The sequence below is a fragment of the Rhodanobacter aciditrophus genome (genome assembly GCF_042679525.1).
Classification (GTDB): domain Bacteria; phylum Pseudomonadota; class Gammaproteobacteria; order Pseudomonadales; family Marinomonadaceae; genus Marinomonas; species Marinomonas aciditrophus.
This window is the reverse complement of sequence record NZ_JBHTMN010000012.1, coordinates 163,104-175,211: the sequence shown is the minus strand read 5'-3', so window position 1 is coordinate 175,211 and position 12,108 is coordinate 163,104. Positions and strand designations below refer to the sequence as shown.

Sequence of the window (12,108 nt, the reverse complement as noted above, 5' to 3'; positions counted from 1 at the left end):
CTGTTAAATTTGACTGAATCTTAATTCAACTAAGGTGATCGAATGCACGTGGACAGTCCTCGTCAGGCAAACGCTCTACTCAAAAAAGCAGTTCCTCTGATGCGAAAAATGGACGTCGCACCGACCCCTTACAACTACGGAATTTGGTACGAATACGTTCGCCAAACTTCTCCTAAACTTAACCAGCTCGTCGACACTACTATCGGCCGGCTGGGAAGTTTACCCAGCTTTGTTTCCAAAGAGCTGTTTCATCAGTTTCTGGTGGCTGAAGAAGCCCGCTATAACAACGAACATAAAGACCGCCTTGAGCAACTAGTCGAAAACGTCTCACAAAGCACCACTGACATGAAGTCTAGCCTCAAGACACTTGAGTCTAATGTTGCCAAGAGCCGCAAAGTTTTAGCTCGTGCAGATCGTGCGAAGCATCTTGATAAAGTGATTAACTTTTTGGACAAAGGTACACAGAAGGCACTTCAAGATGCTGACGAATTCTCCAAGACCTTATCTAGAGTTAACAAAGAAGTCTCACAACTTAAAGCAGAACTAGAAGAAATCAAAAACAATGTCGACCTAGACCCACTGACCCAATTACTAAATCAGAAAGGCTTGGAAAGACAATTGTATACCCTAGTACCTTCTTCAGAAGACGATCTATCTGTTCTTATAATCGACATAGATCACCTGAAGTCCGTTAACAGCAATTATGGTCGTCGCGCAGGCACTGCACTGATTTGCCATATTAGCCGAGTATTACAAAGCCGGAAGCTGGAAAACGCCACCCTTGCACGGTTACACGGTGGCACCTTCGCTGTGGTACTTCATGAAGCCACGCTGGATTTTGCTATTGAGTACGCAGAAATCTTAAGAACCCACCTCAATAAACAACGCCTAAAATCTCGTAACGGATCAGGGATATTACCAAGCATTCAAGTCTCAATTGGCGTCGCCACCATCATAGGTCAGGAAAACCCTGCTAACTTAATTGCCCGTGCCAACGGATATCTGGATAATGCTAAGCGTCAAGGCCGAAACAGAACGGCCAGCCGCTAACTTAACAGAAGATCCACCCTCCTATGGATAGCTCAGTACACACGCTCGAAATTGAAGTTCGAGACTACGAATGCGACATGCAAGGCATCGTCAACAACGCCGTATACCAAAATTACCTAGAACACGCCCGTCATACGTTTATCAAAAGCAAAGGCTTAGATTTCGCGAAAATCACTGCCCAAGGCGTGCACCTTGTCGTGATGCGCGCAGAGCTTGATTACAAAGCCCCTCTTAAAAGCGGCATGACTGCTTGCATCAATACCCAGTGCGAACGCATTAGCAAATTTAAAATCGCATTCCAGCAAGAAATCACAGCAAATGGACGCACCAGCATGGTGGCCCGTTTTATCATTGCATCGATAAATCCTAATGGACGACCAGTTGTATACGAAGACGCTGACGCTCTTTTTAGCTGACCACTTACTTAAACCCAACATGAAAGGATTGCATGGATAGCAAAGGGACTTTGCGTATACAATCAACCTACGGGATACACATTAGAGGCAGTAACAAAGTGAGCACCCCCCCAGAGACTTCTTGGATCGACAACAATCAAACAAAGACATTGAGCAAAGACGACAGCATCCACCAAAGCATACTTAACGCCATCGTTGAGCATCGTTTAACACCCGGCACCCACCTCCCGGAAGACTCCCTTTCTGAAGTATTCGGCGTAAGCCGTACTGGTATCCGCAAGGTATTACAACGCTTGGCCCTTGAAAAACTCATTACGATCAAGCCGAAACGTGGTGCATTTGTCGCAGAACCCGGTGAACAAGAGGCGAATGATGTATTTGCCGCCCGCCAACTGATCGAGCCAGGCCTTATGGCGCAAGTGATTGAAAAGGGAACCAAGGAAGACTGGGACAATCTGAAAAGCATTGCAGAGCAAGAGCACCAAGCACAACAAACCAACCAACAGAACCTATCCATTCAGTTATCCAGTCAGTTCCATATTGCCGTAGCACATATTGCAAAAAATCATGTCTTAACAGAAGTGGTGTCACAGCTTACAACACGCTCTTCCCTAATCATTGCTGTCTATGGTTCACAGACTCAAATAGGCTGCGAGTGCGGCCACCACTCAGAACTTATCCAGCTATTGGAAAGTGGCGAAGGGAAGAAAGCAAAAGCTTGGATGAAGAAACACCTAATTGAAATCCAGAAAAGCTTAAACATCGCGACAGAAGTAAAGCGTACGCCAGACTTCCACTCAATCTTCAAACAATAAACCGCTTGTTAGAGCTGTTTATAACAAACACAAAAAAGCCGCTACTTTTTCAAGTAGCGGCTTTTTAATATGGCGGTGAGCAAGAGATTCGAACTCTTGATGCCTTTCGACATACACGCTTTCCAGGCGTGCTCCTTCGGCCACTCGGACAGCTCACCAAAACTTTTTGATTGCTTCTCTGCAATTCGTGGCGCGTATATTAGTGGTGAAGTTATTGAATTGCAAGCATTTATTTATCAATAAAAGACAATCTTTCTGTTATGCCTGTATCTTGTACAGGTTGTGGCGTATTTGTAGGGGTTCCTGCATAAATTAAGCCCACAACATGGTGATTGGCTTGTAAACCTAATAATGCTTTTGCCTGATTAGTAAACACGGCAGGGCCAGTACGCCACATTGCACCATATCCCAGGGCATCTAAACCAAGCAATACCTGTTGTGCCGCCGCAGAGGCAGCCATAAGCTGTTCAAACTCTGGGACCTTTGGGTGATCAACAAGCTCAGCGTAAACCAACAATACTGCTGGAGCGCGGTACGCTTTCTTAATAAATGATTCTGCTTTTTCATCAGTTAAGCTATCGACTTCTTTTTTTGCGTGCTGCCAATACAACTCACCCAGTTGGCGACGCCCTTCTCCTTCATACACTCGAAAACGCCATGGCTTCAGAGCACCGTGATCTGCTGCCCTGCTGGCCGCATCCAATACCTCAAACCACTCATCATGGCTTGGCGCTGGCGCCTCAAGCTGATTTTTAGATACACGATTACGCATGAACTGCAAAAAATCTTTACTCATACAATCAATAATTCCGTTAATATCAAAAACATACCCACAACATAACGAAAGTGTTGTTCAATGTAAATTGAAATGAATCTCATTTAAGTGGAGTTTAATCATGGAAAAGTGGACAGTTTGGATACTTTTAGAAGCCACAACCGTATTTATCGCTACATTTCTTTTCCTAATGTGGCGAATCCATGCCTTAAAACGTACTCCCCTAACCTCCAGTAATCAAGAAGAGCAAATCGACAAAAACACGGACTCCCCTAGCACTAACGAAGACGAGCCAGAGACGATAAACCCCTATCGACTGTTTGCAAGCAAACTGGATGCCCAAGCCAATGACACAGCTGACCGACTTGCGATGCTGAGGGACAGCGACGACCTAAGAGCCGTTACCGAATTGAAACTGTGGGGAACACTCGTCAAAGCCGAGAGAGCCATTGTATTAAATGATGCATCCCAAAACCCCCAGATCATTCTTAATCGTTTTATGGCGACCATCATTCAAAGTTTAGAAGTTGTACAAGCCAAAAACCTAAACAAACACGCCATTTCAAAAAACCTAGAAGACCTAGACGCCGAATTCATTCAAGCGAGTGAGATATTGATAAGCAAAGAATCTCTATTAGAGAATCAAAAGGCATTACACGAACAACTACGCGAGAACATTGATCGAGCTGACAAAAAATTAAAGAAACTTGGTGTCAAAACGATTGAGTTAGAGCGCCTAATCCATGAGCTCGAAACACTGAAATCACACATCAAAACTCTTGAACAAAGCAGTGATCAAAGCTTTGAAATTACTGCGCCTTCAAAAGCTGAGATTGAACACCATAATCACCATGCTGCACGTCATCTACATAAATTACAGCGCCTATCAGAGCGCCAGCAAGCGATTATTGATCAATTACAAGCTCAACTCGTAGACAACCAAACCAACCCCACTGAACGGGAAGAAGTTAGCCATTTGGCCTTGAAACGGATGGAGCGAATGGCCGCAGAATCGAACTCTCTTATAGGACAACTGCAAGCAGAGCTTGAAAGTGCAAACCTATCCATTAACTCCCTAAAAGAAGAAATACATTCCAAAGATACTCAGCTCAAAGAGCTTGATGAGAAAATTAAAGCCGCAGAAGGCAATGGCGCTTTAGATGGTTTCCTAGCACTGCATTCTGATAAACAAACCACGCTGGAATCTATCATTGGTAATTTATCGAGCATTAAGAACACTTCACCAGAATCAGACTCCACCCTATCTAAACAAGAAAAAGAGGTCAAAAACCTCGAACACATGCTAAAAGAGTCTGAAACCTGTGTGCAGCTCCTCGCTCAAGAGCTAGACAGCGCAGAAAAAGCAAATGAAAACCTGCGCGAACAAGTCGAAACAAAAATGCGTGAAAAAGCCCTAGAATCTGACGAGCCAAATCCACTCAAAGAGCTTGAAAAACTTCGGGAAAACAACCGAGACCTAGTCTCCAAAGTAAGCAAGATAAAAGAGTCCCTTTTATCTCAGGTGTCAGAAAGCGCAGAAAAAGACCTTAGAAACACCTATAACAAAAAGAGCCTAGAATTAGACCGACTTCAACTTGCTTATTCGGATCTTGAAAGGAAATATTTAGGGACACTTCGCTGACGCGACCTAGGGCCGCGTCGGGAAGATTCTTATCTATAACTATTGTCGAATTAAGCGATCATTACCCAAGACGATATTGTCACTAGAGCGATATGGGTTAATATCCAAGCCTCCGCGACGCACATATCGAGCATATACGACTAAACTCTCTGGACGGCACTGGGTCATAATATCAATAAAGATACGCTCTACACATTGCTCATGAAAGTCAGTGTGTTCACGAAAGGACGCCACATATTTTAGTAGTCCTTCATGACTGATTTTGTCACCACGATAGTCAATGAACAAAGACCCCCAATCAGGCTGATTGGTCACAGGGCAATTTGACTTCAACAAATGACTTACCAAGCGCTCTTCAACCACACCTTCTGACTCACAAACCAACAAAGAAGCGTTAGGGTGGTACTCAGAAACCTCCACATCCAACTCATCAATGCAATAGTCGGGTGTCAAGACCACTAGAGATTCCATCGCGTCAACGCCACGAATAATGACCGTTACAGGAGCACCCGCCGCGCGGGATAAATCCTTTTCTAAAATCCCCTGAACTTCATATTCATCTTGATAACGCATCTGATTCAAAGAGTTTAGATACAGCTTAAAGGATTTTGATTCAATAATATTTGGTGAGTCGCACGGCAGTCGAAATTCCGCCGTAGCAACCACAGGCTTTCCTTTTTTATTGAGCCAAGATAACTCATAGGCATTCCAAATATCTTCTCCGTGAAATGGTAAGCGCTCTGACTCAATTCCCATCTCTTGCCATTTATCCACTCTGGCAATCGGGAATAATAACCCCGGATCATACTCAGAAACATACTCCGTTTTCTGACCTAAGGGCAATGCACCCATATCACACACCTCAACTTCTAATGCCTCTGCCGCGATTCAGCAGAGTAATACCTATAAATGATAACGCCACGATAAAGGCGACAATAATAACCAATGCCCACGTAACATCAATATCAGAAACACCCAAGATGCCATATCGAAACGCATTCACCATATAAAGCACAGGGTTTAGCATGGAGACACCCTGCCAAAGGTCTGGCAACAATGAGATCGAATAGAAAACCCCACCCAAGTATGTCAATGGCGTTAGAATAAATGTCGGCACTATGGAGACGTCATCAAAACTACGAGCAAACAAAGCGTTCACAAAGCCGCCCAAGGCAAACATGATGGCCGTTAACAGCACCACTAAGACCGTTAGAAGCAAGTTATGCAAATGTAACTTGGTAAAAAACAACGACAATATGGTTACCGTAACACCGACACATAATCCTCGAGCCACCCCTCCCAAAACATAGCCCGCCAACACCACCCAGTTTGGTGTAGGTGACACCAGCAATTCTTGAATGCTGTGCTGGAACTTTGCTGAAAAGAATGAAGATGCAACATTGGAGTAAGAGTTAGTGATGACAGACATCATAATCAAACCTGGCACAATGTATTGCATGTAAGTAAAGCCGCCCATTTCTCCAATTCTCGAACCAATAAGGTTACCGAAAATGGCAAAATAAAGGGTCATGGTAATGGCTGGTGGCAAAAGAGTTTGCGGCCAAATGCGCATAAAGCGACGAATTTCACGACGTAAAATAGTATAAAATGCGATCCAGATTTCACCTGAGGACATTTTAGTTTCCTTTGATTAATTTGACGAATAGCTCTTCTAAGCGGTTTGATTTATTACGCATACTGACAACTTTTGCGCCCTGAGCTTGCAAATAATTGAATACATCGTTTAGTGCTTGCCCCTTATTAATGGCAACCTCTAGTACAGATCCATCACCCACTAATTGCAGATCATAATCAGATAGATTCACTTCATTGAGAGGCTCAGCCAAATCTAGAATAAAGGTTTCACTACTTAGTGTTTTAAGCAAAGCTTTAACACTGGTGTTCTCAACAATTTCACCAGAATTAATAATGGCAATGTTACGACACAGCTGTTCAGCTTCTTCCAAGTAATGAGTTGTTAAAATGATAGTAGTACCACCTTCATTCAACCCCTTAATAAACTCCCACATAGAACGGCGTAATTCGATATCAACACCCGCGGTAGGCTCATCAAGTATTAACACTTTCGGCTCATGAATCAGTGCGCGAGCAATCATTAGTCGACGTTTCATACCGCCAGACAACATACGGGATTGAACATCTTTTTTATCCCATAGATCGAGCTGCTTCAGGTATTTCTCAGCACGCTCTTCTGCCACATCTGCAGGTATGCCGTAGAACCCAGCCTGAGTGACCACCACATTAAAAACGGTTTCAAAAACGTTGAAGTTGAATTCCTGTGGTACAACACCAAGGTATTTTTTTGCCCCTGCAAAATCCTTGTCGATATCCACACCAAAGATGCTCACTTTACCGGAGGACTTATTTACCAATGAGCAGAGAATCCCAATGGTAGTTGATTTACCGGCCCCATTAGGCCCCAGTAATGCAAAAAAATCGCCCTGCTCGACATTCAAATCCACACCTTTTAGCGCTTCAAATCCATTGTCATAACGCTTTTTAAGGTCCTTTATCTCGATAGCATATGCCATAATAATCTTCTTACCTTAAATATTAGAAACCCACTGAAAAAGGTTACATTACACGTGAGTTCAAGAATCAATTTCATCAAAGACCTGCTACAAACACTTGATCAGCGAATCAAAGAGCACGACCCTTTCGATCGCGATGTATTAGCTGAAGAGGAGCAAGACTTTATCGATAAGTGGAACACACTGATTGTGTCGGCTGATGCACCGACCTCTGAGTTTCTATTCGACACACAAGAACTCATTGGCAGATTTATTCGCTGTTATCCGAATTTAGTGCCGCTGATGCACAGGGAACTATTATACTTCGTTGGTGGCGAGTGCCTACATTACCTAGGTGATGAGGAGCTAGCACTGTATCAAAGCATCGATGAACAGCTATATGAGTTAGAAAGCGCCGGAGAAACTGCGGATATCGCGAAGCTTATCGAAATAAACAAACCAAGCGTACCGCAAAACGCACCATTGCAATAAGTTTTCTTAGTTAGAGAGCACTATCGTTAAAAAAAGCGGCTTAGCCGCTTTTTTTATACCTTCTTGAACACCAAGGTCCCGTTGGTCCCACCAAAACCGAAAGAGTTGTTTAGAACTAACTCAACTTTTCGCTTTTGAGGCGTCATGGGCACATAGTTCAAATCACACCCTTCACTTGGATCTTCCAAGTTAATCGTTGGAGGTGCCACTTGGTCACGGATTGCCAATACAGAAAATATAGACTCTACCGCTCCAGCAGCTCCTAACAAATGCCCCACCATAGATTTTGTGGAGCTAATGGCCACATCAGATGCCGCCTGCCCCATCAGAGCTTTCACTGCTTCCGTTTCAGCAAGGTCACCAATAGGCGTAGAAGTTCCGTGGGCGTTGATGTAGTCAATATCACTGGCTTCAACAGATGCGTCTTTAAGTGCTGCACTCATAGCAGACAAGGCACCCTCACCCGTTTCAGGAGGCGCGGTCATATGGTAAGCATCGTCGCTCATGCCAAAGCCCGCAAGCTCAGCATAAATAGTCGCTCCACGTGCAACCGCATGTTCGTACTCTTCAAGCACAAGAATGCCTGCACCGTCTCCCATCACAAACCCATCTCTGTCTTTGTCCCATGGACGACTTGCAGTTTTAGGATCATCATTTCGTGTAGATAATGCACGAGCAGCACCAAAACCACCAATACCAAGTGGCGTGATAGCCATTTCTGCACCACCAGCAATCATGACATCCGCATCACCGTATGCAATCATGCGCCCCGCCATACCAATATTATGTGTACCAGTAGTACAAGCGGTCACAATGGAAATATTTGGCCCTTTAAAACCAAAACGAATGGCAACATGCCCCGAAATCATATTAATGATGGCCCCAGGCACAAAAAATGGTGAAATACGCTTCGGGCCAGATTCATTTAATAAAGCGACATTTTTCTCAATCATCGGCAAACCACCAATGCCTGAGCCGATTGCACAACCGATACGATTAAAATCAGTGCTTTCGGAGCTTAATCCTGAATCTTCAATAGCTTGTACGGCCGCAGCAATGCCATATTGAATAAAAACATCCATCTTACGAGCTTCTTTAAAGCTCATATACTGCGTTGCATCGAAGTCTTTTACTTGTGCAGCAAAACGTGTTGAAAACTGAGAAGCATCGAAGTGCTCAATATTAGAAACACCACTTTTTCCCTCTAGGATATTATCCCAAGTGTCTTTTACGTTATTGCCAAGGGGTGTCACCATTCCCATTCCGGTGATTACGACCCGACGACGAGACATATGCGTCCTCCGAAAAACTCCCTGTCATTAGGGGGTAAAATAAGAAAAGCCGCTGTACCTAAAATACGAGCGGCTTTTCGGAAACTCAATACACCAGAGTATTACAAGTTAGCGTTGATGTAATCAATTGCTGCTTGTACAGTGGTGATTTTCTCAGCTTCTTCATCAGGAATCTCAGTGTCGAATTCCTCTTCAAGAGCCATTACAAGCTCAACAGTGTCTAGGGAATCTGCACCTAGGTCATCTACGAAAGATGCCGCTGGCACTACTTCTTCCTCTTTAACACCTAGTTGTTCGCAAACGATTTTTTTAACGCGTTCTTCAATGCTACTCATTAGAAGTTCCTACTCTACTCGTTAATAGCTCATTTTGAGCATATTATGAAATTTGTGACACCCGAAAAAAGGGCGTGATTCTCATCATGAACCGGAGACGTATTTTCGTTGAATTCATTACAAAATTCAACTCAAATTACGCCATATACATACCACCATTGACATGCAATGTTTCGCCGGTGATATAACCCGCTGCATCACTCGTCAAAAATGCGACTGCTGCTGCGATTTCTTCTGGCTCACCTAGACGTGCCGCTGGCACTTTTGACACTAGATTAGCCTTATGTTCTTCAGGAAGATCTTTTGTCATGTCCGTAGCAATAAAGCCCGGTGCCACACAGTTTACTGTGATGCCACGGGAACCGATTTCTGCTGCTAAGGAACGACTAAAGCCCTCCAAACCTGCTTTGGCTGCCGAATAATTCGCCTGCCCAGCATTACCCATGGAACCAACGACAGAGCTAATCGTCACTACACGACCAAACTTAGCCTTTGTCATGCCACGAAGACACGCTTTGGTTACACGGAAAACAGAGGTCAAGTTAGTGTTGATAACTTGGTCCCATTCATCGATCTTCATACGCATCATTAGGTTATCACGGGTAATACCAGCGTTATTAACCAAGATAGTTGGCGCACCAAACTCATCGTTGATCTGCTTGATCACATCATTAACAGAGTCGTCACTGGATACGTCCAATACTAGACCTTTACCGTTGTCACCAAGGTATTCACTAATGCTGGCTGCACCAGACTCACTTGTTGCCGTGCCAACCACTGTCACACCATTTGCAACCAAAGCCTGAGCGATCGCTTTACCGATTCCTCGTGTCGCACCTGTTACTAGCGCAATCTTGCTCATGAATAGTTCTCCAATATTTTATAGTTAGGCAATCGCAGCATCAAAGCTAGCAAGATCACCAATTGCTACCGCATCCAAGCCTTTCACAATACGCTTGTTGAGACCAGTCAATACTTTACCTGGCCCACACTCTACGGTTTTATTAACACCCAGTTCGCTCAGTAAATTAACAGATTGAGTCCACAATACTGGCTCACTTAACTGAGAAACAAGATTTGCTTTAATCTGCGCCGCATCAGACACCGCTTGCGCCGATACGTTCTGTACTAAAGTAATGGTCGGCTCACTAAACTCAATCGCATTGAGTTTTTCAGCCAATTTTTCACCCGCAGGCACCATCAATGAACAGTGAGACGGAACGCTCACCGGCAGCGGCAGTGCACGCTTAGCACCAGCTTCCTTGGCATTAGCCATGGCCAATTCAACTGCCGCCTTTTCACCTGCGATGACAACCTGACCAGGAGAGTTAAAGTTTACCGCGCTTACTACACCCTCGGAAACAGACTCACAAGCCGCAACCACTTGCTCATCAGACAAACCAATAATAGCCGCCATTGCTCCGGCACCCGCAGGTACCGCTTGCTGCATGTATTCACCACGCAACTTAACCAGCTCAACCGCCGCAGCAAAAGGAATAACGCCTGCACAAACCAGTGCTGAATATTCGCCAAGACTGTGACCCGCCACATAAGAAGGCTGCTCACCCCCTTGTTCTGACCATAAGCGCCACAACGCAACACTGCTAGTCAGCAAAGCAGGCTGGGTTTTGTCTGTTTGATTCAATGATTCCGCATCATTTTGCACTAATTCCCACAGGTCATAGCCTAATACATCTGATGCTTCTGCAAATGTTGCCTTGATCACGTCGTATTTCTCAGCCAAGTCTGCAAGCATACCGAGTTGCTGAGAGCCCTGCCCAGGAAAAACAAATGCTACCGAATTACTCATAACACCCCCTGTTGAATTAACTTTTGTTCGATTTTTTTGGATAAATTCGTGCGAGCTATATCAATACCGTACTCAATCGCACCTACCATGGCCTTTTCATCGGAACGACCATGACCTTTCACTAAATTACCTTTAACACCCACTAAGCACGCACCATGTCGATTCTCAGCGCGCACTAACTTTTCTACCGCTGTTGTATCCATGGAATGCTGAGACAACTGAGATAATAGAAAAGCAAACAAACCTTCGGACGCTTTTAAAACAGCGTTGCCGACCATGCCATCACACACAATGACATTTTTACCCCCATCAAATAACTCAAAGCCCTCAGCAAACCCAGAAAAAGCAGGCCAAGAGCGAGCACTTAACATTTGATAGCAATCTTTAATCACCGAACTGCCTTTGGAGGTTTCAACGCCAACATTTAGCAGAGCGACATTGGCCGCATCATCACTGCGAGCCTCTAAATAAGCCGAACCTAATAAAGCAAAACCCGTCAACATATCCGCAGGACAGTGAACATTAGCACCTAAGTCTACCAAACACTTTAACGGAGCGGGTCGCATTTCCCTAATCAAGGCGGGATATAGCTTAGGTCGAAGTAAGCCAACAATGTAACGGGTAAGCGCCACCATAGCGGCCGTGTTGCCAAAGGTCACTACCACATCCACTTGCTCGCCAGCCAAATCCGTCAAGGCACGAAAAATCGTGGCATCACAGCGCTTAAATAAAGCACGATCAACCGACTCAGTGCTAGCAACATGCTCGGAACAAGAAACAGAAGTAAAGCGATTTGACGAAGCCCCTTCAGGCACAGTGAAGTGCTGAGGGTCAAAATAGAAGCGCACCTCAACATCAGCAAAGGCGGCAAGAATCTTTTGCGTTGCCTGAAAAGCAATGCGGGGACCTAAGTCCCCGCCCATAGCGTCTATAGCTACCCTAATCATATT

General features: G+C 44.6%; 14 protein-coding genes and 1 tRNA gene. 5 read left to right on the top strand and 10 right to left on the bottom strand.

The annotated features are described in order from the left end of the window. Positions 1 to 42: 42 nt before the first annotated feature. The 3 genes from ACFQ45_RS11775 to ACFQ45_RS11765 all read left to right on the top strand — a co-directional run bounded on the left by ACFQ45_RS11775 (position 43) and on the right by ACFQ45_RS11765 (position 2,281). Positions 43 to 1,050: a GGDEF domain-containing protein gene (locus ACFQ45_RS11775; RefSeq protein WP_377367905.1), complete on the top strand. Its 1,008-nt coding sequence runs from the start codon at positions 43 to 45 to the stop codon at positions 1,048 to 1,050. A 23-nt stretch (positions 1,051 to 1,073) separates the two neighbouring features. After that, complete coding sequence (locus ACFQ45_RS11770; RefSeq protein WP_377367903.1) at positions 1,074 to 1,466, top strand: acyl-CoA thioesterase; 393 nt, start codon at positions 1,074 to 1,076, stop codon at positions 1,464 to 1,466. A 98-nt stretch (positions 1,467 to 1,564) separates the two neighbouring features. Then, positions 1,565 to 2,281 carry a GntR family transcriptional regulator gene (locus ACFQ45_RS11765; RefSeq protein ID WP_377367901.1) on the top strand — a complete coding sequence of 239 codons (717 nt, stop codon included), beginning with the start codon at positions 1,565 to 1,567 and terminating at the stop codon, positions 2,279 to 2,281. Positions 2,282 to 2,351: 70 nt separating this feature from the next. Here the strand turns inward: ACFQ45_RS11765 and ACFQ45_RS11760 are convergent. Beyond that, positions 2,352 to 2,439: transfer RNA gene (locus ACFQ45_RS11760), tRNA-Ser, on the bottom strand. A 71-nt stretch (positions 2,440 to 2,510) separates the two neighbouring features. Beyond that, positions 2,511 to 3,077 (bottom strand): nitroreductase family protein, encoded by a 567-nt coding sequence (locus ACFQ45_RS11755; protein ID WP_377367899.1) that lies wholly within the window; start codon positions 3,075 to 3,077, stop codon positions 2,511 to 2,513. Between the two features lie 100 nt (positions 3,078 to 3,177). On the opposite strand from ACFQ45_RS11755, the gene ACFQ45_RS11750 reads away from it, so the two are divergent. Continuing rightward, the gene (locus ACFQ45_RS11750; protein ID WP_377367897.1) at positions 3,178 to 4,698 is read left to right on the top strand and encodes a coiled-coil domain-containing protein; all 1,521 of its coding nucleotides are present in this window, start codon (positions 3,178 to 3,180) and stop codon (positions 4,696 to 4,698) included. Positions 4,699 to 4,737: 39 nt separating this feature from the next. On the opposite strand, the gene queF is transcribed toward ACFQ45_RS11750, so the two are convergent. The 3 genes from queF to ACFQ45_RS11735 are packed head-to-tail and all read right to left on the bottom strand — an operon-like array spanning position 4,738 to position 7,250. Continuing rightward, positions 4,738 to 5,550 carry an NADPH-dependent 7-cyano-7-deazaguanine reductase QueF gene (gene queF, locus ACFQ45_RS11745; protein ID WP_377367895.1) on the bottom strand — a complete coding sequence of 271 codons (813 nt, stop codon included), beginning with the start codon at positions 5,548 to 5,550 and terminating at the stop codon, positions 4,738 to 4,740. 10 nt (positions 5,551 to 5,560) lie between these two features. Then, entirely contained in the window at positions 5,561 to 6,334 is a 774-nt protein-coding gene (locus ACFQ45_RS11740; protein ID WP_377367893.1) for an ABC transporter permease, read from the bottom strand. Position 6,335: 1 nt separating this feature from the next. Then, positions 6,336 to 7,250 carry an ABC transporter ATP-binding protein gene (locus ACFQ45_RS11735; protein WP_377367891.1) on the bottom strand — a complete coding sequence of 305 codons (915 nt, stop codon included), beginning with the start codon at positions 7,248 to 7,250 and terminating at the stop codon, positions 6,336 to 6,338. Positions 7,251 to 7,304: 54 nt separating this feature from the next. Here ACFQ45_RS11735 and ACFQ45_RS11730 point away from each other — a divergent pair, with 54 nt between their 5' ends. Beyond that, positions 7,305 to 7,721, top strand: a complete 417-nt coding sequence (locus tag ACFQ45_RS11730) for a PA2817 family protein (RefSeq protein ID WP_377367889.1) — start codon at positions 7,305 to 7,307, stop codon at positions 7,719 to 7,721. Between the two features lie 53 nt (positions 7,722 to 7,774). Here the strand turns inward: ACFQ45_RS11730 and fabF are convergent, their stop codons facing one another. The 5 genes from fabF to ACFQ45_RS11705 form a co-directional block, all read right to left on the bottom strand. Continuing rightward, on the bottom strand, positions 7,775 to 9,013 hold the full coding sequence (gene fabF, locus ACFQ45_RS11725; protein ID WP_377367887.1) for a beta-ketoacyl-ACP synthase II: 1,239 nt from the start codon (positions 9,011 to 9,013) through the stop codon (positions 7,775 to 7,777). A 101-nt stretch (positions 9,014 to 9,114) separates the two neighbouring features. Next, positions 9,115 to 9,348 (bottom strand): acyl carrier protein, encoded by a 234-nt coding sequence (acpP, locus tag ACFQ45_RS11720; protein WP_055462884.1) that lies wholly within the window; start codon positions 9,346 to 9,348, stop codon positions 9,115 to 9,117. 136 nt (positions 9,349 to 9,484) lie between these two features. Further along, positions 9,485 to 10,210: a 3-oxoacyl-ACP reductase FabG gene (gene fabG / locus ACFQ45_RS11715; RefSeq protein WP_377367884.1), complete on the bottom strand. Its 726-nt coding sequence runs from the start codon at positions 10,208 to 10,210 to the stop codon at positions 9,485 to 9,487. A gap of 24 nt (positions 10,211 to 10,234) precedes the next feature. Further along, positions 10,235 to 11,158 (bottom strand): ACP S-malonyltransferase, encoded by a 924-nt coding sequence (gene fabD / locus ACFQ45_RS11710; protein ID WP_377367882.1) that lies wholly within the window; start codon positions 11,156 to 11,158, stop codon positions 10,235 to 10,237. Continuing rightward, entirely contained in the window at positions 11,155 to 12,105 is a 951-nt protein-coding gene (locus ACFQ45_RS11705; protein WP_377367880.1) for a hypothetical protein, read from the bottom strand. The genes fabD and ACFQ45_RS11705 overlap by 4 nt, the downstream gene beginning before the upstream one ends. Positions 12,106 to 12,108 lie beyond the last annotated feature (3 nt).

Bases quoted from the DNA above. Each gene is read 5' to 3' on its own strand.
- fabD (WP_377367882.1), bottom strand. From the start codon at position 11,158: ATGAGTAATTCGGTAGCATTTGTTTTTCCTGGGCAGGGCTCTCAGCAA.
- ACFQ45_RS11705 (WP_377367880.1), bottom strand. From the start codon at position 12,105: ATGATTAGGGTAGCTATAGACGCTATGGGCGGGGACTTAGGTCCCCGC.
- fabF (WP_377367887.1), bottom strand. From the start codon at position 9,013: ATGTCTCGTCGTCGGGTCGTAATCACCGGAATGGGAATGGTGACACCC.
- ACFQ45_RS11735 (WP_377367891.1), bottom strand. From the start codon at position 7,250: ATGGCATATGCTATCGAGATAAAGGACCTTAAAAAGCGTTATGACAAT.
- ACFQ45_RS11750 (WP_377367897.1), top strand. From the start codon at position 3,178: ATGGAAAAGTGGACAGTTTGGATACTTTTAGAAGCCACAACCGTATTT.
- fabG (WP_377367884.1), bottom strand. From the start codon at position 10,210: ATGAGCAAGATTGCGCTAGTAACAGGTGCGACACGAGGAATCGGTAAA.
- acpP (WP_055462884.1), bottom strand. From the start codon at position 9,348: ATGAGTAGCATTGAAGAACGCGTTAAAAAAATCGTTTGCGAACAACTA.
- ACFQ45_RS11770 (WP_377367903.1), top strand. From the start codon at position 1,074: ATGGATAGCTCAGTACACACGCTCGAAATTGAAGTTCGAGACTACGAA.
- queF (WP_377367895.1), bottom strand. From the start codon at position 5,550: ATGGGTGCATTGCCCTTAGGTCAGAAAACGGAGTATGTTTCTGAGTAT.
- ACFQ45_RS11740 (WP_377367893.1), bottom strand. From the start codon at position 6,334: ATGTCCTCAGGTGAAATCTGGATCGCATTTTATACTATTTTACGTCGT.
- ACFQ45_RS11755 (WP_377367899.1), bottom strand. From the start codon at position 3,077: ATGAGTAAAGATTTTTTGCAGTTCATGCGTAATCGTGTATCTAAAAAT.
- ACFQ45_RS11775 (WP_377367905.1), top strand. From the start codon at position 43: ATGCACGTGGACAGTCCTCGTCAGGCAAACGCTCTACTCAAAAAAGCA.